The sequence below is a fragment of the Spirillospora sp. NPDC052242 genome, from assembly GCF_040679555.1.
In the GTDB taxonomy this organism is placed as follows: Bacteria; Actinomycetota; Actinomycetes; order Streptosporangiales; family Streptosporangiaceae; genus Spirillospora.
In genome coordinates this window covers 23,592-44,572 of record NZ_JBFAUZ010000030.1, presented here as the reverse complement: position 1 = coordinate 44,572, position 20,981 = coordinate 23,592, and the positions used below count along the sequence as shown (strand labels likewise).

14 protein-coding genes are annotated in these 20,981 nt (G+C 73.6%); 11 read left to right on the top strand and 3 right to left on the bottom strand.

Annotated elements, in window-relative coordinates; translation table 11 throughout:
* Nucleotides 1-16 precede the first annotated feature (16 nt).
* Nucleotides 17-2,779, bottom strand: coding sequence for an ATP-binding protein (locus AB0L25_RS24045; RefSeq protein ID WP_500174910.1), 2,763 nt, complete (start codon nucleotides 2,777-2,779; stop codon nucleotides 17-19).
* 684 nt (nucleotides 2,780-3,463) lie between these two features.
* Between AB0L25_RS24045 and AB0L25_RS24040 the strand changes: the two genes are divergently transcribed.
* From AB0L25_RS24040 to AB0L25_RS24020, 5 genes are all read left to right on the top strand, one after another.
* Entirely contained in the window at nucleotides 3,464-6,208 is a 2,745-nt protein-coding gene (locus tag AB0L25_RS24040) for a helix-turn-helix transcriptional regulator (RefSeq protein WP_500174909.1), read from the top strand.
* A 168-nt stretch (nucleotides 6,209-6,376) separates the two neighbouring features.
* The gene (locus AB0L25_RS24035; protein ID WP_500174908.1) at nucleotides 6,377-8,974 is read left to right on the top strand and encodes a helix-turn-helix transcriptional regulator; all 2,598 of its coding nucleotides are present in this window, start codon (nucleotides 6,377-6,379) and stop codon (nucleotides 8,972-8,974) included.
* Between the two features lie 292 nt (nucleotides 8,975-9,266).
* A complete protein-coding gene (locus tag AB0L25_RS24030) occupies nucleotides 9,267-10,232 on the top strand; it encodes an alpha/beta hydrolase (RefSeq protein WP_500174907.1) in 966 nt (321 codons plus the stop codon).
* Entirely contained in the window at nucleotides 10,229-10,954 is a 726-nt protein-coding gene (locus tag AB0L25_RS24025; protein WP_500174906.1) for an alpha/beta fold hydrolase, read from the top strand. The genes AB0L25_RS24030 and AB0L25_RS24025 overlap by 4 nt, the downstream gene beginning before the upstream one ends.
* A gap of 76 nt (nucleotides 10,955-11,030) precedes the next feature.
* Nucleotides 11,031-11,690, top strand: coding sequence for a sigma-70 family RNA polymerase sigma factor (locus AB0L25_RS24020; RefSeq protein WP_500174905.1), 660 nt, complete (start codon nucleotides 11,031-11,033; stop codon nucleotides 11,688-11,690).
* Between the two features lie 75 nt (nucleotides 11,691-11,765).
* Here the strand turns inward: AB0L25_RS24020 and AB0L25_RS24015 are convergent, their stop codons facing one another.
* Entirely contained in the window at nucleotides 11,766-12,098 is a 333-nt protein-coding gene (locus tag AB0L25_RS24015) for a WhiB family transcriptional regulator (protein ID WP_500174904.1), read from the bottom strand.
* 422 nt (nucleotides 12,099-12,520) lie between these two features.
* Here AB0L25_RS24015 and AB0L25_RS24010 point away from each other — a divergent pair, with 422 nt between their 5' ends.
* Nucleotides 12,521-15,325: a helix-turn-helix transcriptional regulator gene (locus AB0L25_RS24010; protein ID WP_500174903.1), complete on the top strand. Its 2,805-nt coding sequence runs from the start codon at nucleotides 12,521-12,523 to the stop codon at nucleotides 15,323-15,325.
* Here the strand turns inward: AB0L25_RS24010 and AB0L25_RS24005 are convergent.
* Nucleotides 15,322-16,509, bottom strand: a complete 1,188-nt coding sequence (locus AB0L25_RS24005) for a low temperature requirement protein A (protein WP_500174902.1) — start codon at nucleotides 16,507-16,509, stop codon at nucleotides 15,322-15,324. The genes AB0L25_RS24010 and AB0L25_RS24005 overlap by 4 nt on opposite strands.
* Before the next feature lie 230 nt (nucleotides 16,510-16,739).
* Between AB0L25_RS24005 and AB0L25_RS24000 the strand changes: the two genes are divergently transcribed.
* The 5 genes from AB0L25_RS24000 to AB0L25_RS23980 all read left to right on the top strand — a co-directional run bounded on the left by AB0L25_RS24000 (nucleotide 16,740) and on the right by AB0L25_RS23980 (nucleotide 20,963).
* Nucleotides 16,740-17,489 (top strand): SDR family oxidoreductase, encoded by a 750-nt coding sequence (locus AB0L25_RS24000; RefSeq protein ID WP_500174901.1) that lies wholly within the window; start codon nucleotides 16,740-16,742, stop codon nucleotides 17,487-17,489.
* 44 nt (nucleotides 17,490-17,533) lie between these two features.
* A complete protein-coding gene (locus AB0L25_RS23995) occupies nucleotides 17,534-17,968 on the top strand; it encodes a cupin domain-containing protein (protein WP_500174900.1) in 435 nt (144 codons plus the stop codon).
* A gap of 70 nt (nucleotides 17,969-18,038) precedes the next feature.
* Nucleotides 18,039-18,833 carry a class I SAM-dependent methyltransferase gene (locus AB0L25_RS23990; protein ID WP_500174899.1) on the top strand — a complete coding sequence of 265 codons (795 nt, stop codon included), beginning with the start codon at nucleotides 18,039-18,041 and terminating at the stop codon, nucleotides 18,831-18,833.
* Between the two features lie 2 nt (nucleotides 18,834-18,835).
* Nucleotides 18,836-19,072: a hypothetical protein gene (locus AB0L25_RS23985; RefSeq protein ID WP_500174898.1), complete on the top strand. Its 237-nt coding sequence runs from the start codon at nucleotides 18,836-18,838 to the stop codon at nucleotides 19,070-19,072.
* 64 nt (nucleotides 19,073-19,136) lie between these two features.
* Complete coding sequence (locus tag AB0L25_RS23980; RefSeq protein ID WP_500174897.1) at nucleotides 19,137-20,963, top strand: ferritin-like domain-containing protein; 1,827 nt, start codon at nucleotides 19,137-19,139, stop codon at nucleotides 20,961-20,963.
* Nucleotides 20,964-20,981 lie beyond the last annotated feature (18 nt).

Sequence of the window (20,981 nt, the reverse complement as noted above, 5' to 3'; positions counted from 1 at the left end):
GGTCGAGCGGGACGGCTCACGCACGGTCGTGGTCCAGGTCGGGCAACGCGTCCGCGAGCTGTTGGCGAGAGGTGATGGCGAGCTTGGCGAACACCTTGCTCAGGTGGTACTCGACGGTGCGCGGGCTGAGGAAGAGCTGGGCGCCGATCTCCGGGTTCGACAGGCCCGTCCGGGCCAGGCGGGCGATCTGCTCCTCCTGCGGAGTGAGGCCGCCGCCGGGCGTGCCGGCGGTGCGCCTGCGGACGGTCTCGCCGGTGGCCAGGAGTTCGCGTTGGGCGCGGTCGGCGAAAGCCGTCGCGCCGAAACGCTGCAGCATCTCGTGGGCGGTGCGCAGGTGCTCACGCGCGTCGAGGCGCCGCTTCTCGCGACGCAGCCACTCGCCGTACACCAGATGGGTGCGGGCGAGGTACACGGCGGCCCGGCTGCGCTGGAGACGCTCGATGGCCTCTCGATACAGCAGGTCGGCGGCCTGGCCGTCGGAAAGCAGCGCCTTCGACCGGGCGAGCAGGCCGAGGGCCCAGTCGGTGCCACTGGCGGTGGCGCGTTCCTCGAGCTGTCGCAGCGCGGGCGTGGCCGCTTCGGGGGTCTTGCCGTACGCGGCCGCCTCGATCAGTTCGACGGAGGCGAACCCGGTGACCCCCAGGTCGTCATGCCCCCACGCCCGCTCCGCGCAGTCCAAAGCGTCCTTGTACCGGCCGAAGGCGTTGTACGCCAACGCGCTCATGTACTGGCACGCGCTGATCGCTCGCCCCTCGCCCCAGGTGCTCGCCCATTCGGCGGCGGCCTCCAGCTGCGCCGGTGCCTCGGGCCCTCCGCGCCAGCCCCGGAGCAGGTTGGAGGCGAAGCCGAAGTAGGAGTTGCCGGTCACCTTCAAGATCGCGTCGGACTCCTCGACCAACGTGGCCGCCGCGTCGAACTGACCGGCGTAGACGTGCACGGCGGCGCGGTAGGTGAGGGCTTGAGGGAGGAAGTGGAGTGCGCCGATCTCGCGAGCCGCCTGGACGGCGTACTCGGCCAGCTCGTGCAAGGTCTGGTCGTCCCACATGTCCGCGGCGACCAGGTAGGTGAGCCAGAGCCAGCGCATGTTGTCGTCCGGGTTGCGTCTGGCCTCCTGCCGGAACGCCCGCAGAACGCGCTTCAACCGCGGCGCCGCCTCACCGAAGCCCTCGGCGAACCGTGCCACCAGCCCGTCGAGCAGCGCGTCGGCCGGCCGCGCCGGCAGCGGTCCCGCAGGTGCGGTGCGTGCGGCTTCGGCCACCGTTCGCAGGAGGCCCGGTTGGCCCAGCCGGCCGGCGAAGACCGCTGATCCCATGGCGTCGATGTAGGCTTCGCGTGCCTGTCCCGCATCGACATGGGCCAGTCGACCGGCCGCATCCAGCAGCGGCCTCAGGGCTTCACCGCCGCGCTTGCGCGCGAAGATGATCTGGGCCCGCAGCCAGACCACCCGTCCGCTCTGGAGCTCGGTCAGCGGATCCCGCTCCGCGGAGACGAGCAGCTCCAGCGCCTGGTCCGGGGCACCGGCGTCGAAGGCCGTCTGGGCGGCGGCCAGCGCTCTCCCCCCGCGTCTGACCGGATCGGGCGTCAGCTCGGTCGCGCGCCTCAGGAACGCCGCCGCCGCAGCGATGCCGCCGCGTACTTGGGCCCGGTCGGCCAGCAGTTCCAGCTCACCGGCCACGGACTCGTCGGGCTCCAGCGCCGCGTGGGCGCGATGCCAGGCCCGGCGTTCGGGGTCGGACGCGGGGTCGGTCGCCGCGGCCAGCGCACCGTGCGCCGCCCGCCGCTCCGCCGACGACGCGGCCGAGTACACCGCCGACCGCACCAGCGGATGCCGGAACCGCAGCCACGCCCCGATCTCCAACAACCCGTCGGCTTCCGCGGGCTCCCCTGCGGAAGCGGAGACCCCGAGCCGTCCGGCCGCGCGCCGGATCAGCACCGGGTCGCCGGTCGGCTCGACCGCCGCGACCAGCATGAGCGATCGGGTCTCGGCCGGCAGCGCCGCCAGCCGCCGGCGGAAGCTCTCTTCGACCCGCGCCGGGACCGCCTGGGCCTCCACCAGCCCGAATCCGCCCGCCAGCTGCGCGGGGCTCAGCCCTCGCGGCAGTTCCAGCAGCGCCAACGGGTTCCCGTTCGTCTCGGCCAGGATCCGGTCCTTGATCCGTTCGTCCAGCGGAAAGCGGACCACCGAGCGCAACAGCGCCTGGGCGTCCTGCTTGGCCAGGCCGCGCACCTCCAGATCCACCAGCCCGTGGAAATGCCTGCCCGGCTCGCGCGCCGCGAAGATCAGCCCTACCGGCTCGGCCAGCAGCCGCCGGGCGACGAACGCCAGCACCTGGGCCGACGACTGGTCCAGCCACTGCGCATCATCGACCACGCAGAGCAAGGCGCGTTCCTCCGCCGCCTCCGCCAGCAGGGTCAACACCGCCAGCCCGATCATGAACCGGTCGGGCGCGTCCCCCTTGCGCAGCCCGAACGCGACCATGAGCGCGTCCCGCTGCGGGCCGGGCAGCGTCTCGATCCGGTCCAGCAGCGGCGCGAGCAGGAGATGCAGGCCGGCGAAAGCCAGCTCCATCTCCGACTCCGCCCCCACGGTGCGGACCACCCGCATATCGGCCGCCCGTCCCACCGTGTGCCGCAGCAAGGCCGACTTGCCCACGCCCGCCTCGCCACGCAGCACCAGGGCCCGCCCGCGCCCGGAGCGCACATCCCCCAACAGGCCGTCCAGCTCAGCACGCTCTCGATGCCGATTCAGCAGCGGCGTGCGCCCAGACAGCGTCCCCATGCCCTCTACGCTCCCCGTTCAGCGCCAAGCCATCGGCGCGGCCAAGTCGGCAGCCATCGGGCGCATTCGTCAGAATGCCACTTCTGTCTGACCTTGATCCGGAATCCGCCCGATAGGCTCCCAACTGTATCGATAAGAGTTTTCCCGTCCCCTCCACGGCCTGCGAGCTCACCGGACACGCGTTCTGGGCGAGTCACCGGCCTACGCCGAGGAGCCCCTGCGGCCGCCGCCACGTCGATGCCGGCCGAGACCGGCGCGGGCGTGGCTCCCGTCGCGCACGTGCCGCTCGGGCCCGCGGCAGGCCGGGGTAGCGGCAGTCCGTGCCGACGCTCGGCGGGGATGCGGCGCAACGGCGGTCTCGCGAGAGGATGGCCTGCGGCGCGCAGCTTCCGGGCGAAATCGGTCGCGCCCTCCGCGTCATGGCGCGGCACGGTCCGGCTCCCCAGCGGCATCGTCGCCATCGATACGCCCGGAGTGGTTTCCACGAAGCTTGGAAGCGAAGCGCGACGGACCCGTGCCCTCCGTGCCTTTATGCGTGCCGGGGACCCGACTCCTCGCTGCTCCAACGCTCTCGCGGCAGGGGCGCCGGGCGCATCGCACAGATAGATGATTATCGTCTACATTCGGTGGGACGCGCGTAGCGATTCGCCCCGCCGGTGACCTTGGGCGCGGAGGGTGCGGTGGATGCCTGAGACTTCCGCCCGCGGGCGGATGGGAGCGATCCCATGGCCGCTGGTGGGCAGGGAGGCGGAGCGGGAGACGCTCGACCGGTTGCTCGCGGACGTCCGCGGCGGCAGCCGGGTTCTCGTCCTGCGCGGCGAGCCCGGGGTCGGGAAGTCCGCACTGCTCGATCACCTGATCGGGAAGGCTTCAGGGTTCCGGGTCGCCATCGCCGCCGGGGTCCGGGCGGAGATGGAGCTGCCCTTCGCGCATGTCCACCAGTTGTGCGCGCCGATGCTGGACGTTTTCGACTCCCTGCCCGAAGCACGGCGGGACGCGCTCGCCACGGCGTTCGGGATGCACGCCGGTCCCGCCCCCGACTCCTCTCTCATCGGCCTCGCCGTGCTCGACCTCCTCGCCAGGGCCGCCGCCGAACGGCCGGTCCTGTGCGTCATCGACGACGCTCAGTGGCTCGACCCGGCGTCGGCGGAGGTCCTCGCCCGCGTGGCCCGCGGCCTCACGGACGAACGCGTGGCCTGCGTCTTCGCGGTCCGCGGTGCCGGCATGCCGCCGGACCTTCCCGTGCTGGACGTCGGCGGGCTGGGGGACGGGGACGCGCGGGCCCTCGTGGCCCGGGCGGCCCCGGGACCGCTGGACGAGGAGGTGCGCGACCGGATCCTGTTCGAGTCACGCGGGAACCCGCTCGTCCTGCTCGAACTGGTCCGGGGGGCGTCCGCGGGCGGGTTCGCGGCGGTGTCCGGGCGGTCGCCGGCGGTCCGCCCGGAGGACGGCGTGCGGCGTCGGCTGGACGGTCTGTCGGACGATGCCCGCACGGCGCTGCTGCTGGCCGCCGCCGAACCGCTCGGCGATCCCGGTGTGCTGCGGCGCGCCGCAGCCGTGCTCGGCCTCGGCGCCGCGCCGGTCGGCGAGGCCGGGGACCTGCTCGACATCGGCGATCGGGTGCGTTTCCGGCAGCCGCTCGTCCGTTTCGCGGTGTACGACGCCGCCGCTCCGGGGGAGCGTCGGCGGGTCCACCGGGCATTGGCGGAGGCGACCGACGCGGGCACCGGTCCGGACCGCCGGGCCTGGCACCGCGCCCACGGCGCCGACCATCCGGACGAGGGGATCGCCGCGGAGCTCGTGACGTCGGCCGGGCGCGCCCGGGCGCGCGGCGGTCTGGCCGCCGTGGCGGCGTTCCTGCGGCGGGCGGTCGAGCTGACCCCCGACGTCCGCCGCCGGGCCGAACGCGCCCTGGACGCCGCCTGGGCCCAGCACATGGCGGGCGCGTCCGAGTCCGCCCTGGCACTGCTGGCGGTGGCCGAGGCCGGGCCACCGGACGAACCGCACCGTGCCAGGGTCGAGGCCCTGCGCGCGGAGATCGACCCGGCCCGGGGCGCGTCCACTCCGGACGTTCTGTGCGAGGTGGCCGGGCGGCTCGGGCCGGTCGACGCCTCCCTGGCACGCGACACCTATTTGCAGGCGCTGTTCACGGCCGTCGGGACGCTGCCCGATTGGGCGGCCGTCACCAGGATCGCGGCGGCCGCACGCAAGGCGCCCCGCGCGCCCGGCGAGCCCCGTACCGCGGACCTCGTCCTCGACGCGCTCTCTCTGCTCTACACGGAGGAACCCGGGACGGCCGCGCCCGCCCTGCGGCGGGCCGTGGCCGCCGGTATGCGCGAGGGCGGCACCCACGCGGAACAGCTCCGGTGGCAATGGTCCCTCAACCTCTGCGCCATGGCCCTGTGGGACGACGAGGCCGGCTGCAGGCTGGCGCGCGACCACCTTCGGCTGATCCGTGACTCCGGCGCGCTCGCACTGCTGCCCCTGGCCCTCGGCATGTCCACGATGCTCCTCCTGTTCCAAGGCGACCTGGCGGCGGCCGGGAGACTGAACGAGGAGGCGAAGTCGAAAGCGGTCCCCGCCGACGTCTGGACCACGTCCGAAGTCATGCGGCAGAGCGGGAACCTCGGTCTCGCGGCGTGGCGCGGGGACGTGAAGGAGACCGAGCGGCTCGCGGAGGCCGTCGCGAGGGAAGGGGCGGGCCGCGGGGAGTGGCGGACCGTGGAACTCGGCCACTGGGCCCGGTCCGTGCTCTACAACGGGCTCGGCGAGTACGAGCGTGCTCTGGAAGCCGTCCTGCCGGCCGGCGTCGACCATCGGTCGCCGCACGGGTGCGGTGTGCTCTGGGCGCCGCTCGAACTGATCGAGGCGGCTGTGCGCACCGGTCGGCACGAGCCGGCGGTCCGCGCGCTGGAACGTCTTTCCCGGGCCGCCCGGGCGGGCGGCACGGACTGGGGGCTCGGTCTCGAGGCCCGCTGCCGGGCGTTGCTCGGCGAAGGCGGTGAGGCCGACCGGCTCTACCGTGAGGCGATCGACCGGCTGGGACGTACCCGGATGCGCGTCGACCTGGCGCGCGCCCACCTGCTCTACGGCGAGTGGCTCCGCCGCGAACGCCGCCGCACCCAGGCCCGCGGGCATCTCCGCACCGCCCTCGACCTGTTCACGGAGTTCGGCATGACGGCGTTCGCCGACCGGACGGCCCGGGAACTCCAGGCCACCGGGGAGACCGCCCGGAAGCGGAGCGCCGAAACCGCCGAGGAGCTCACCCCGCAGGAGGCGAGGGTGGCCGCGCTGGCCCGTACCGGCCTGACCAACAAGGAGATCGCCGCGCGGCTCTACGTCAGCCCCCGCACCGTCGAGTACCACCTCGGCAGGGTCTTCGCGAAACTCGGCGTCACGTCGCGCCACGCGCTCGACGACCATCTCTGACCTGCGCGCGCGTTCCGTGCGGGGTGCTCCGCCCGTGTTCCTCCCCGGGTCGGCCGTCCCGCCCCCTAGGGACCCGGGCCAGGGTCTCCCGGATACGACCGCGGCCATGCCCGGCCCACAGTGTTCTGTGACGGCGAAGGGCATCGACCTGCAGGTCGGAGGAGAGACATGGCGATCGAGCGGACGCGGGACGAAGGCGCGGGACCCGCTCAGGGGCGGCCCGGTGAGACCGGTGACCGTCCGCCGCACCGGCGGGGGCTCGGGCCGCGTGAGTTTGAGGCCGAGCTCGCCCATGTGACCGCGAGGATCTCGCGGTTGCCCGAGGGATGCGGAGGCGTGCTCATCGTCGAGGGACCTCCCGGGGCCGGCAAGAGCCGCGTCGCGCGGGAGGCACGGGCCTTCGCGGAGACCCTTCCGATCCGCGTGCTCGGCGGGAAGGGCGACCGCCACCGGAACGTCCCGTTCGGCGCGTTCCTGCGGACGCCGGCGTCCCACGTGCGCCCGGTCATCGACGCGGGGCTCCTTCGCACGCTGTCCGAGTCCGCCGAACAGCGGTTCTGGTTGTTGCGGGCGGTACAGGGACAGTTGGAGCAGGCGACGCTGCACGGGCCGCTGCTCGTCGTCATCGACGACCTCCAGTGGTGCGGCACCGAGAACCTCCACGCGCTGCGCCTTCTCGCGGCCCGGCCGTCCTCCGGCGCGATCCTCTGGCTGGTCACCGTCCGCACGGGGACGCCGGACGCCGACCTGCGGGCGACCGTCGCCGCACTCGTCGACGCCGGCGCACGGACGGTCCGTCTCGGACGGCCGCCGGACCCGGTCTCCCCCTCCGGCTCCGCGCGGCGCCCCTTCGGGCGGCTGACGCCGCTCGCCCGCGAGGTACTCCGGCTCGCGGCGGTGCTCGGCCCCGAGCCGGAGGCCGGCCGGCTCGCCGACCTTGGCGGACACCCCCTCGGCGAGGTCGTGACGGCGCTCCAGGAGGCCGTGGACGTCGGCCTCGTCCGTCCCACGGACCCGCTCACATTCCGGCACGACGGGGAGCGCGAGGCCATTCGCGACACGGTGCCCGTGCCGTTGCGCCGGACGCTGCTGTCGCGGGCCGCCGAGCTGAGCCTGGCGCAGGGAGCACCCATCGGCCAGGTCGCCCTGGCCGTGGCCGAGGCGGCCGAGCCCGGGGACTGCGAGGCCGCCGCGCTGCTGCGCAGGGGCGTGACCGAACTCGCCGAGACCGCTCCGGACGCCGCCGTGCCGATCGCCCGGCGGGCCGTCGCGCTCGCCCCGGCGGGCTCGCCGGAACGTGCCGCCGCCGTCGCGGACGCTCTCCCCCTGCTCGCGCGCGTCGGCCGGGGCGGCGAGGGCCGGGTGCTCGCCGAGACGGTCCTGAGCGGTCCCTTGCCCGCCACGGTCGAGGCACGAGTGCGGCTGGGGGCGGCGATGTCGGCGTTGCAGGGCTCGTACGCCGAAGCCCTGCTGCACGGCCGCGCCGGAGCCGCTCTGGACGGCGCGCCGGACGGGGTGCGTGCTCCGCTGATGGCGTCGTGGTGCCTCGCCGCGCTGCTGACCGGCGACGTCCCGGCCGCGGAGCGGCTGCTCCCGGCCGCCGTCGAGATCGCCTCGCGGAGCGGGAGCGACGCGGCTCTGGCCCTGGTTCGCACCACCGACTCCATGCTCCGGGCCGTCGGGCTGGACTTCGCCTCGGCCGAGCGCCTCGCCGCCGAGGCCGTCGCCACCGTGCCGGCGCGGTCGACGCTCTTCGTCCCGGCGGTCTGGCAGGCGTCGCTGCACGGCATGACCGGCAGAGTGCGGGAGGGGCTGCGTGAAGCGACCGAGGGCGTCGCGGCGGCCCGGCGGCCCGGTCACGCCGAGGGCCTGCCCGTCTGGCTGGCCGCCCGTGCCCGGCTGCTCCTGGCCGCGGGCCGGCCGGCCGAGGCCCGTGCGGACGCCGAGGCCGCGCTCTCGGTGACGAAGGAGTCCGGTGCGGGCGAGGCCGTCTCGCGCGCCGCGCTCTCGGTCATCGGGCGAGTGGGGGCGTTGACGGGCGCCCCCGACGCGCCTGAGCGGCCGGGGGAGGTCCACGGGGACGGGACGGCGCGGGCATCGGCCGCGTGGCCCGCGTGGCCCGCGGCACCCGCCGGCCTCGCGGCGGCCGAGGACGATGCGGCGTCCGTCCGGACGGCGCTGGCCGGCGGCCGGACGGCGCTCGCCGTCGCGACGGTCGCCGAGGCCGAGCGCAGGGCCGCCCGCAACCCCGGCGTCCCGTTCTTCGCCGCGACGGCCGCGCATGCGCGCGGGCTGCTGGCCGACGACGCCGAAGCGGTTCGGCGAGCCGCCCGGATCCTTCGCGGAGTCGGGTGTCCGCTGCCGCTCGCCGCCGCTCTGGAGGACGCCGGAAGGTTGCTTCTGGACTCCGACCGCGACGCCGCCGTCGACCACCTCGTCGAAGCCGGGGACGTCTACAGGCGCGCGGGGGCGGAGAACGAGGTCGCGAGGGTGCGGCGCGCGCTGCTCGCCGTCGGCCACCGGCGGCGGGCGCCGCGGCCGTCGCGGCCTCGGGCCGCACGGGGGTGGGACGCGCTCACGCCCGCCGAACGACGGGTCGCCGCACTCGTGGCCGGAGGGGCGACCAACCGGCAGGCGGCAGAGCGGCTCTTCCTGTCCCCCGCCACGATCGGCACCCACGTCATGCACATCTTCAAAAAGCTCGGAGTGAATTCACGCGCGGCACTTGCGCGCGCTTACCACGAACGGGACGACACCGCCGCCTGACAACTAAAAAGCCGAGCCGGAACCGTTCCAATCGGGACGGCTCCGGCCTTTCGTGCTGCCTTTTAGTTGTGACGCAACTCCACCCGGATGACGGTGGTTAGCCTCGCCGAGCTGCAGTTCTCTGATCTCATACGTTCGTGTCATGTCACATCTCAACGAGCGCGGGATGGTGAATACACGGGGTTGTCGAACCCCGCGGTACGACCGACCTGAGGCGGGCGAAATGGCGCTCGCAAAGGTCGGCGAAGAGATCGAGTGGCCAATGTCCGGCCACCGTCAAGGAAGGACGCCCATGAGCGGTCATGTTCTCGAACCGGCGGCACAGGAGATCGCCGACGCCACCTCCAAGCCGCCGTTCCTCTACGAGCTCGGGCCGGACGGGGCCCGCAAGGTCCTGGACGACCTCCAGGCCGACGCGGTCGGCATGCCCGACATCGACGAGAAGTGGCTCACCGTGCCCGCGGACGTCGGCGAGGTGCGGGTCCGCGTCGTCAAGCCGGCCGGGACGGCCGAGGAGGTCCTGCCGGTCGTGTTGTACATGCACGGCGGCGGCTGGGTCATCGGCAACGCCGGAACCCATGACCGGCTGGTGCGCGAGCTGGCGGTCGGCGCCCACGCGGCGGTCGCGTTCGTGGAGTACGACCGGTCGCCCGAGGTCCGCTACCCGGTCGCGATCGAGCAGGGGTACGCCGCCGCCCGGTTCCTGACCGCCAACGGCGCGAAGGGCAACCTGGACGTCGCCCGGATGGCGGTCGCCGGCGACTCGGTCGGCGGGAACATGACCGCCGCCCTCACCCTCATGGCCAAGCGGCGCGGCGACGTGAGGTTCGTGCACCAGTCGCTGTACTACCCGGTCACCGACGCCGCTCAGGACACCGGCAGCTACCGCGAATTCGCCACCGGCCCCTACCTGACCGCCAAGGCCATGGCCTGGTTCTGGGACGCCTACACCACCGACCCGTCCGAGCGTGCCGAGATCACCGCCTCGCCGCTGCGCGCCACCGCCGACGACCTGGCGGGTCTGCCGCCGGCGTTCGTCGTCGTCGACGAGAACGACGTGCTCCGCGACGAGGGCGAGGCGTACGCCCGCAAGCTCACCGAGGCGGGCGTCCCGACCACCAGCGTCCGTTACAACGGCACGCTCCACGACTTCATGATGCTCAACCCCCTCAGCGACAGCCGGGCCGTGCGAGCCGCCGTCGCCCAGGCGGTCTCGGTCCTCAGGACCGCCCTGCACCCCGGAAAGGACAACGCATGAGCACCGCCGAACGGCCCGTCATCGTCCTCGTCCACGGAGCCTTCGCCGAATCGGCGAGCTGGAACGGCGTCATCCGAGGCCTGGCCGACCGCGGGCTGCGCGCGCTCGCCGTGGCCAACCCGCTGCGAGGGCTGGCGGAGGACGCCGCCTACGTACGGGACGTCATCGCCGGCATCGGCCGGCCGGTCGTGCTCGTCGGCCACTCCTACGGCGGTCTGGTGATCAGCCGGGCCGCGACCGGCGTCCCCGCCGTCCGGTCCCTGGTCTACGTCTCCGCGTTCGCTCCCGAGCCCGGGGAGAGCGCGTTCCAGCTCTCCGGCAAGTTCGAGGGCAGCACCCTGGCGGACGCACTGGTCGCCTATCCGGTCTCCTCCGGCGGCAACGAGTTCCGGATCGATGCGGACAAGTACCACCACCAGTTCTGCGCCGACCTGGACGCCGAGCAGGCCGCGCTGATGGCGGCGACCCAGCGGCCGGTGACCGAGCGGGCGCTGACGGACCAGGTGAGCGAGGACGGTGCCGCGTGGCGCACCGTGCCGTCATGGTTCGTCTTCGGTGAGCGCGACCTCAACATCCCCGCCGCGGCCCTGCGCTTCATGGCCGAGCGGGCCGCCGCACGGGAGACCCGTGAGGTCGCCGGCGCCTCCCACGCCATCGCGGCCTCCCGGCCCGACGCCGTGATCGCCTCGATCCTCGACGCCGCCGGGCAGCGGCGGAGCTGAGCGGAATCCCCCATCGGGCCCGGCCTGCGGCCGGGCCCGATGTATCGACACCATCGCTTTGAAGGTGCGAGTGAGCATGCATTCTGAAGGACTAGATCGAACGAGCCTGGACCGGGCCGCCGCCGCTTTCGCCGAAGTGCGCCCGCGCCTCTTCGGCATCGCCTACCGGATGCTCGCCAGTGCGACGGAGGCCGAGGACATCGTCCAGGAGACCTGGTTGCGCTGGCAGAAGGTGGATCATCCGTCCATCGGCAATCCGGAGGCGTTCCTGGCCCTGACCACGACGCGGCTGTCCATCAACGCCGCCCAGTCCGCGCGGGCACGCCGGGAGATCTGCCATATCGGCCCCTGGCTTCCGGAGCCCATCGACACCAGCGCCGACCCCGCCGTCGGGGCCGAGCGCGGCGAGGCGCTCGAACTCGCCCTGCTGCTGCTGCTCGAGAAGCTCACCCCGGCCCAGCGGGCCGCCTACGTCCTCCGCGAAGCCTTCGTCTATCCCTACGAGCAGATCGCCGAGATCATCCGGCTCAGCCCGGCCAACGTACGCCAGCTGGTGAGCCGCGCCCGCAAGCGCCTGCACGCACCCCGGCGCGGGTCGATCGACACCGGCGAGCACCGGCGCCTCCTGTCGACTTTCCTCACCGCCGCTCAGGAGGGAAACGTAACGGCTCTGGAGGATCTCTTCGCCGCGGACGTCGTCAACTCCTCCGGCGACCGCGGTGCCAGGGCGGCCTGACCGCGGTGCACGGCACGGCCTCCGCCGGGCGGCACCTCCCGCCGCGTCGGGCGGCGGGGCCGACGGCCGTGGCCGTCATCCCGGGCCGCGGCCGGTCGGCGCCGAGTCGGGCACCATCGACCCGCCGTGCCGGACGCCGGGTCGCGGCGGTCGCGGAAGCGCGGTTCCCCGGGCGGCGCGGATGCGGCGGCGCTCGCCGGGAGTGGTACCGCCCCAGATGCCGTCCGGCTCGCCTGTGCGCAGGGCCCATTCCAGGCAGGGGCCTGCGACGGGGCATGCGGCGCAGATCTGGCGGATCGGCGCAATGTGCACCGAATAGACGTCTTCCTTGCCCACGGGAAAGAACAGGTCGGGATCGACCGAACGGCACGATGCCGATTCGGCCCAGCGCGAGGTCAGTTTGCTCATGTCGCTTTCACGCCGATCACCATTGTCTCTCCGATCGCCACTGCACTTCGAGTTCGTCAACGACAACTGTCATCCGGATCGGCGCCGAACGCACCCGGGTGGGCCACTGGGCGCACCCCTGGCCCTGGTCGCCGACGACGGAGCCGGACCGGCCCGTTTCCCGCCGATGGCGGTTCTGCGGCCGGGCCGTCCCCAGAAGTGTCACGGCTGCGAGATCAGTTCGGTCAAAGGTAGCGAATACCCCTGTGGCAGAGCTGTTTCCAACTAAGCGAGCATCAAGGAGATCGGTCACCATGGAAATCAGAGAGCGGCGACCGGACCTGGACGACCGGGTCCCCGCCGGCATTCCTTTCACGACGGATCCGGGAAGACGTTCGGCGTTCATTGGAGGGGCACCCGTTGCCCGTGTCCCGGATGGTCGAATGGACCGGGGGAACGGCTTCCGGCCTCTGCACGGACGGCGGGAGGAGCGCGCCCGGCTCGACGCGATGCTCCAGGACGTCCGGGACGGCGCGAGCCGCGCGCTGGTACTGCGCGGCGAGCCGGGAGCGGGGAAGACGGCGCTGCTGGACCACGCGGGCGAGCGGGCGCACGGGTTCGACGTCTCGCGCGTCGCGGGCGTCCAGTCGGAGCGCGGGCTGGACTTCGCCGGCCTGCACCGGCTGTGCGTCCCGATGACCGGCCTTCTCCCCCGCCTTCCCGACCCGCAGCGCGAGGCGCTGCGGATCGCGTTCGGCCTGCGGCTCGGACCCGCGCCCGACCTGTTCGTCCTCGGGCTGGCCGTCCTCGGGCTGCTGTCGGAGACCGCGCGGAACCGGCCGCTGCTGTGTCTCGTGGACGACGCCCAGTGGCTCGACCGGGCGTCCCTGGAGGTCCTGACGTTCACGGCCCGCCGGCTGCGGACCGAGTCCGTGGCGATCATCCTGGCGACCCGGGCGCCCGACCCGGTGCCGGGCCCGGCACCGGAGCCGACCGGGTCGGCAGACCCGGACGCGGCCCTGACCGGACTGCCCGAACTGGTGGTCACCGGGCTTCCCGCCCGGGACGCGAGCACGCTGCTCCGCGCGGTCGTCCCCGGGCCATGGGACGAGCGGGTGCTGGAGCGGATCGTCGATGAGACGCGCGGCAACCCGCGGGCGCTGCTGGAGCTGTCCCACGAGGCGTCCCGGGCGGAGCTGGCCGGCGGGTTCGGCCCGCCCGGAGCACGCGTCTCCGGCGACCGCGTCCAGGACATCTACCGGCGGCGGGTGGCGCGCCTCGCGTCCCCGACGCGGAGACTGCTCCTGGTGGCGGCCGCGGAACCGGGCGGAGACCCGGTGCTGCTGTGGCGGGCCGCGGAGCGGCTCGGGGTCGGCCCCGAAGCGGCGGCGCCGGCGGTGTCCGCCGGGCTCGTCCACATCGGTGACCGGGTGCGCTTCGACCATCCGCTGGCGCGGTCGGCCGCCTACTGGACGGCGTCCCCGGAGGAGCGGCGCCGTACGCACGGTGCGCTGGCCGAGGTCACCGACCCCGTTTCCGATGCCGATCGCCGCGCCTGGCACACCGCGCAGGCGGCCTCCGCGCCCGCCGAGGACGTCGCCGCCGAACTCGAACGCTCCGCGCGGCGGGCGGGGGCGCGCAGCGGGGCGGCCGGGACGGCCGCGTTCCTGGGCCGTGCGGTCGAGCTGACCCCCGATCCCGCTCACCGGCAGGGCCGTGCCCTGACCGCGGCCCAGGCCGCCCACCAGGCCGGTGCGCCGCGGACCGCGCTGCGGCTGCTGTCCATCGCCGAGGCGGCCCCGCTCGACCGGCGCCTGCGCTGCCGGGTCGAGTTGCTGCGCGCGCAGATCGCCTTCAGCACGAAACGCGACGGGGCGTCCGCCCTGCTCCTGCTCGAGGCGGCCCGCCGGCTCCAGCCGCACGACGCGCCGCTCGCCCGCGACACCTACCTGGAGGCGATCGGCGCGGCGCTGTTCGCCGGCCATCCGGCCGACAGCGCCGCCCTGCTGGAGGCGGCCGCCGCGGCACGGTCGGCCCCGCCTCCGCAGGCTGCCCCGCGCGTGGCCGACAGGCTCCTGGACGGGATGACCCTCTGCCTCACCGAAGGTCTCGCGGCGGGAGCCGGGGCGCTGAAGTCCGCGGTCGGCGCCTTCCGCGCCCCGGACCTGCCGGACGACGACGGACTCCGCTGGTCCTGGCCGGCCGGGCTGGCCGCCGCGACGCTCTGGGACTACGACACCTGGAACGAGCTCACGTCCCGGCATCTGCGGCTCACTCGGGACACGGGCCGGGCCACCGACCTTCCCCTCGCGCTGACCTCGCATACCATCGCGAAGCTCGTCGGTGGCGAGCCGGCCGCGGCGGCGGCGCTGGTCGCCGAACTCGAGACGGTCTCCGAGGTGGTCGAGAATCCGTGGCCGCCCTACGCCGCCCTGGCGCTGGCGGCCTGGCAGGGGCGCGAGGCGGACGCCGCCGCGCTGGCGAGGTCCGTCGCCGCCGAGGCCGCCCGCCGCGGCGGCGGCGACGACACGACCGTGGGCCGGTGGGCCATGGCCGTCCTCAACAACAGCCTCGGCCGGTACGGGGACGTGCCGGCCGCTGCGCCCGAGGACGCCTGCGATCGTCTCGGCGGCGTCGTCACGGAAGCGTGGATACTTCCCGAACGCATCGAAGCCGCCGTGCGCGGTGGCGCACCGCGGGAGGCCGACGCGGCGCTACGGCGGTTCGACGACCTCGCGCGGGTGTGCGGTACCGACTGGGCGCTGGGACTGGCGGCGCGCTCGCGGGCCCTCGTCGGCACCGGCGCATCCGCCGAGGAACACTACCGCGAAGCGATCGACCGGCTCGGCCGCACCCGTGTCCGCGGCGAACTGGCCCGCGCCCATCTGCTCTACGGCGAATGGCTGCGCCGCCGGCGCCGCCAGCGCGACGCACGCGAGCAGCTGCGAACGGCCCACGAGGCGTTCACGGCCATGGGCATGCGGGCCTTCTCCCAGCGAGCGGCCCGCGAACTGCTGGCCACCGGCGAGCAGGTGCGCAGGCGCGCGGCCGAGCCGCCCGGCGAACTCACCGCGCAGGAGAGCCAGATCCTGCGGCTGGTCCGGGAGGGGCTGACGAATCCGGAGATCGGAACCCGGCTCTTCATCAGCCCCCGCACCGTCGAATGGCACCTGCGAAAGATCTTCGCCAAGCTCGGTGTCACCTCCCGCAGGCAGTTGCGGCGCTCCGCGTCCGGCGTCGCGGGCTAGCGGCGACCGGCCCCAAGGCGGGACGGGCGACCGGCCCCGGGAAGGATGGTGACGGTGGTGACGAGGACGCAGACGCCCGCGATCGCCGCGATGACGGGCGCCACGCCGATGCGCGGCGCGGCGAGCGGCAGGAGGAGGAGAGCGGTCGCGGCGGACGCCACCGCGGCCGGGTGGACGACGGATCCGGTGACGATGGGCGTGTGGACGAGCCAGTGCAGGACGACGAACGCCGCGGCGGGGATCGCCACGGCATAACAGATGGCGACGGGGGCGGCCTCGATGTGATGACCGGTCTGCTCCACCGCGACCTCGAGGCCGGCGCCGAGCGCCGCCAGGGCGGCGAAGACGCCGTAGTGGCCGTATCCCCACAGGTAGGACCGGTGGCGCCGCTCGTCCAGACCTTCGCCCGCCGGAGCGAGGAAGTACAGCCACCAGAGCGCGAACAACAGGACGAGACCGGACCCGGCGATGACCACCAGAGGACCGCTGATCTCCGCCGCCTCGAGCGCACCTCCGACCGCGTTGGACGCCGCCAGGACGCTCTCGCCGAAAAGGATGATCGTGAACAGGCCGTAGCGTTCGGCGATGTGGTGGGGGTGCCAGTTGGTGGGCCTCGTCCGCTCCGCCCACCACGGCACGGCCAGTTCCAGGACGGCGAGCCCGGCGAAGGCCGGTAGCCCCGCCGCCTCCGGCAGGACGCCGGTCTCGGCGAGGACCTGCCGCAGCACCCAGCCCGCCTGGAGGACGGCGATGCCCGCGGCGTAGCGCAGCGCGGTACGGCGGCCCGCCGCGTCTCCGGCGGCGGCCCGCAGCCATTGGGCGACGAGGGCGATCCGCATGATGAAGTAGCCGAGCGTCACGGCGCGGTAGTCGGCGTCGTCGACCGCGGCCGGCACCCCTGCGGCGAGGACGAGCACGCCGGCCATCTGCACCATGGTCAGCAACCGGTAGGCGGCGTCGTCGGTGTCGTACGACGAGGCGAACCAGGTGAAGTTCATCCACGCCCACCACACCGCGAAGAAGACCTGGAAGAACGGGGCGAGCCCGGCGAGGGCGTGCCCGTCGGCGATGTCGTGCGCGAGCCGGCCGGTGACGGCCGCGACGGCCACCACGAAGGTCAGATCGAACAGGAGTTCGAGGGGCCTGGCCGTGCGATGCGGCTCGTCGACCGCACGCGCGGTCATCCGAACCCTGATCCGATACCTGGCGTCTGCTGGCGGCACGTTTCGCTCCCGTCGCTCCATGGGGCCGTCCTGCTGACAAAGACCGGACGGCGTCCCCGCCTGTGACACCGCGCACCGGACGGTCGCGACGTCGAAGATCTTTCGGCGCGGGCGTCACAGGTCGCGGAGGTGCCCGGTCTTAGCTGTCGACCGGCGGCGGACGGACGCCCCGGCGGACAAGGAGGCTCCTTATGAAGATCGTGGTGATCGGCGGTACCGGACTGATCGGTTCCAAAGTCGTGAGCAAGCTCGGTGAGCACGGCCACGAGGCGGTGGCGGCCGCACCGAACACCGGCGTCGACACGCTCACCGGCGAGGGGCTCGACGAGGCGCTGAAGGGCGCGTCCGTGGTCGTGGACGTGTCGAACTCCCCGTCCTTCGAGGACGCCGCGGTGCTGAAGTTCTTCGAGACGTCCACCGGCAACCTGCTCGCCGCGGAGAAGAAGGCCGGGGTCGGCCACCACGTCGCGCTGTCGGTGGTGGGCGCCGAACGGCGACCCGACGTGGGCTACTTCCGGGCGAAGCTCGCCCAGGAGAAGCTGATCAAGGAGTCGGGGATCCCCTACTCGATCGTGCACGCCACGCAGTTCTTCGAGTTCGTCCGCCGGATCGCCGACGAGTCCGCGGACGGCGACAACGTCCGGATCGCCCCGGTCGGGTTCCAGCCGATCGCGGGCGAGGAGGTCGCCCGGACCGTCGGCAGGACGGCGGCGGGGTCGCCGCTGAACCGGACGGTCGAGATCGCCGGGCCGACGCAGTACCGGATGGACGAGTTCTTCCGGAAGGCGCTCGCGGCCCTGGAGGACCCGCGCGAGGTCGTCACCGACCCCGAGGCGCGCTACTTCGGCGCCGTCATGGGGGAGCGGGACCTCGTACCGGGCGACGGCGCCGCCCTCGGCGAGATCACCTACGCCGAATGGCTGAAGACCGACGCGGCGTAGTGCCGCGGCACGCCTCGCACCCACGAGTCAGGGAGGTACGTCCCATGTCCGGTAGTGACCAGAGCGGCGGACCGGAGAGCAGGTCGTCCGCATGGCGGACGGCGCTCACCATGCTGCAGGAGGCCGAGCCGCCGTTCATCCCGGCGGGAGCGCACGCGATGACCGTGGTCATCGAGTACCCGCCCGGCGACCCCGGCACGCCCCCGCACCGGCACTCCGGCCCGGCCTTCGGGTACGTGCTGGAGGGCGAGATGCTGCTGGAGGTCGAGGGGGAGCCGGAACGCGTCGTCGGCGCGGGCGAGGTGTTCTGGGAGCCCGGCGGCGACGTCGTCCACTACCAGGACGGCAACAACCGCGACGACGTCCCGCTGCGCTTCACCGTCACGATGCTCTGCGAGCCCGGGAAGCCCATGCTCACCCTGGTGGACGAGGCCGAACTGGCGGAACGCGAGCATCTGCGGGCGCCTCGCGTCTGCTGACCCGCCACGAGACCGCGACTGCGGGCGGCCCGCCGGGAGACCGGCGGGCCGCCCCGACGGAGGGACCGTTGTGACCACATCGGCGATGATCGCCGAGTTCGACGACGGCGCCGGGTGGACCGCGGACGCCGTCGAGCAACTGGGTGAGCGGCACGCGATCCCGGCCGCCTGCCGCGGCAGCGCCGACCCGGCCGCCCTGGCCTGGCTGGCGGAGGCGTGCGAACTGTCGCCCGGGAGCAGGCTGCTGGACGTCGGCGCCGGTGTCGGCGGCCCGGCGGCCTGGGCAGCCAAGCGGTTCGGCGTCCGGCCCGTCCTGGTGGAGCCGATGCCCGTCGCATGCCGGGCCGCGGCGCGGCTGTTCGGGTTGCCGGTCGTCCGGGCGTCCGGCGAACGGCTGCCGATCCGCGCCGAGTCCGTCGACGCCGCCTGGTGCCTGGGCGTCCTGTGCACCGTCGTGGACAAGGCCGCCCTGCTCCGGGAGATCCACCGGGTGCTCGGTCCGCATGCGCCGCTCGGGCTGCTGGTGGTCGTCGCCCGGAGCGCACGGTCGTTCCCGGCTCCGGACGGCAACCTCTTCCCGACCCAGCGAGAGCTGGAGGAGCTGCTCGCCACCACGGGATTCGACCTGATCGAACAGATCGATCGGCCCGGCGGCACGCCGCTGTCGTGGTCGCGGCGCGCCGAGCAGGTCGCCGCGGTCGTCGCGCGGCGGCACCGCGACGACCGCGCCTTCGCGCTGGCGGCCCGCCAGAGCGAGAGTTTCGCCCGCCTGTTCGCGTCCGGGCAGGTGTCGATGCGGCTGGTCCATGCAGTGAAACGTCCGTTGCGCCGGGCATCCGGCAAGCCATGCGTAGAGGAGAGATGAGCATGTCGACCGGTGACGACGGCTTCGAGATCGAACTCGAGATCGAAGTCGAGGCCGAGCTGAACCTGGCCGAGTCGAGCCGTCCGGAGGAGGTCGCCGGTTTGCCCGCCTCGGAGTGGCCGTTCGACCCCACCGACGTCCAGCGCGAGGAGATCGGGTTCCGCAACCTCCTCGGTGCGATCCAGGAACTGGAACGCGGCGCCCGCCCCGGCCGGGACGGCACCGGCGGGGGCGCCTGAACCCGGGCACCGCCGGACGGGGCGCCGTCGCGAACCCACTTTCCGACACCGAAGCGAGACACCTGTGAACCCAGTACAGAACCAGCAAGCCGCGCCCGCCACGACGGCCGGGATCGCGACGCTCGACGAGCTTCGCGAGCACCTGCAGTGGGCGATCGAGCTGGAGCACGCGACCCTGCCGCCGTACCTGTGCGCGCTCTACTCCCTCGACCCGGAGCGCAACCCCGAAGCCGTCGAGGTGGTGGCCGGCGTCTTCATCGAGGGGATGCTCCACCTGGCACTGGCGGCGAACCTGCTCAACGCCGTCGGCGGGCGCCCGCGGCTGGACATGCCGCGGATGCTGCCGCCGCATCCCCGGCGACTCCCGCACGGTGACCGCGGCCTGCGGCTGTCGCTGCTCCCGTTCGGTCCGGAAGCGCTCGACGTGTTCCTCCGGCTCGAACGGCCGGCGCCGCCCGGCGCCCCGCCGGAAGCCGACGGCTACGAGACGATCGGGCAGTTCTACGCCGCGATCGAGGAGGCGCTGCGCCGTCTCTGCGACGAGCTCGGCGAGGGGGCCGTCTTCTCCGGCGACCCGGCCCGGCAGGTGCACGTCGGCCATTTCCGGAACACCACCGGCCGGCTGACCTCGGTCACCGACTTGGCGTCGGCGCTCACCGCGCTGCGGGAGATCGTCGAGCAGGGCGAAGGCATGGACCGCGGCGAGGTCTGGGACGGTGACCGCGACGTCCACCACCCCGAACGCGACGAGGTCGCGCACTACTACCGCTTCCAGGAACTGCGGGTCGGCCGGCGCTTCAGGCGCGGCGATACCCCGGGCTCCGGCCCCACCGGTGAGGCGATCCGCGTCGACCCCGACGGCGTCCGCCCGCTGAGGGCCGACCCGCGCGTCGCCGACCACGCCCCGGGCAGCGCGATCCGCGTTGCCCAGGAGGAGTTCAACCACACCTACTGCGCCGTCTTGCACCTGCTGGAGCAGGCGTTCAACGGCAGCCCGAAACTGCTCGCGGTCGCCACCGGCACCATGTACGGGCTCGGGGCGCAGGCCCGGGCACTCATGCGGATGCCCGACGGGGACGGCATGACCGCCGGGCCCACATTCGAGTACGTGGCGCCCGAGTCGCGCCGCTGGAGCGGCGGTGACCGGCGGCGGATCGTCGTGCTTCCCGACGGCCCCTACCTCGTGTACGGCCAGGTGCCGCTCAGACGCAAGGTCAAGGTCGTCTCCGCCGGAAACGACGCGCTGACCTGGAAGACCGGCGAGGACCTGCCGACCGAGGAGACCTACGCGCTGTGCCGATGCGGCCGCTCGTCCGCCAAACCGTTCTGCGACGGGACGCACGCCGTGGTCGGCTTCGACGGCACCGAGAACGCCGATGTCCGGACGTACCGGGAACTGCAGCACGTCCACGACGGCGTCGGCATATCCGCGCAGCGGGTCGGTGAGCTGTGCATCCACGCGGCGTTCTGCATCGGACGCACCCGGCCGATCGCGAAGATGCTCGACGACACCGAGGACGGCGACGTCCGGTCCGGCGTCATGGGCCGCATCGACCACTGCCCGTCGGGTTCCTACAGCTACGCGCTGGAACGCGGCGGCGAGACCATCGAGGTCGACCTGCCGCAGGCCATCTCCGTCCTGGAGGAGGAGGACGGCCTGGCCAGCGCCCTGTGGGTCACCGGCGGAGTGCCGGTCCTGCGCGCGGACGGACGCCCTCTGGAGACCCGCAACCGGATGACGCTGTGCCGCTGCGGGCATTCCGCGGGCAAGCCGTTGTGCGACGGCACCCACCGGGAGATCGGCTTCCGCGAGGAAGACCCGGTGACCGGCCGTCCCGGTGAGCATGCCGTCACGACGGAGCGCAGCACCGGGCGGGAAGAGGCGGCGTAGAAAGAGGTAACAGGACCG

Excerpts from the sequence above, each read along its gene's own strand:
- AB0L25_RS24040 (WP_500174909.1), top strand. The coding sequence starts at position 3,464 with ATGCCTGAGACTTCCGCCCGCGGGCGGATGGGAGCGATCCCATGGCCG.
- AB0L25_RS24025 (WP_500174906.1), top strand. The coding sequence starts at position 10,229 with ATGAGCACCGCCGAACGGCCCGTCATCGTCCTCGTCCACGGAGCCTTC.
- AB0L25_RS24030 (WP_500174907.1), top strand. The coding sequence starts at position 9,267 with ATGAGCGGTCATGTTCTCGAACCGGCGGCACAGGAGATCGCCGACGCC.
- AB0L25_RS23985 (WP_500174898.1), top strand. The coding sequence starts at position 18,836 with ATGTCGACCGGTGACGACGGCTTCGAGATCGAACTCGAGATCGAAGTC.
- AB0L25_RS24010 (WP_500174903.1), top strand. The coding sequence starts at position 12,521 with ATGGACCGGGGGAACGGCTTCCGGCCTCTGCACGGACGGCGGGAGGAG.
- AB0L25_RS24015 (WP_500174904.1), bottom strand. The coding sequence starts at position 12,098 with ATGAGCAAACTGACCTCGCGCTGGGCCGAATCGGCATCGTGCCGTTCG.
- AB0L25_RS24000 (WP_500174901.1), top strand. The coding sequence starts at position 16,740 with ATGAAGATCGTGGTGATCGGCGGTACCGGACTGATCGGTTCCAAAGTC.
- AB0L25_RS24045 (WP_500174910.1), bottom strand. The coding sequence starts at position 2,779 with ATGGGGACGCTGTCTGGGCGCACGCCGCTGCTGAATCGGCATCGAGAG.
- AB0L25_RS24020 (WP_500174905.1), top strand. The coding sequence starts at position 11,031 with ATGCATTCTGAAGGACTAGATCGAACGAGCCTGGACCGGGCCGCCGCC.
- AB0L25_RS24005 (WP_500174902.1), bottom strand. The coding sequence starts at position 16,509 with ATGACCGCGCGTGCGGTCGACGAGCCGCATCGCACGGCCAGGCCCCTC.
- AB0L25_RS24035 (WP_500174908.1), top strand. The coding sequence starts at position 6,377 with ATGGCGATCGAGCGGACGCGGGACGAAGGCGCGGGACCCGCTCAGGGG.
- AB0L25_RS23995 (WP_500174900.1), top strand. The coding sequence starts at position 17,534 with ATGTCCGGTAGTGACCAGAGCGGCGGACCGGAGAGCAGGTCGTCCGCA.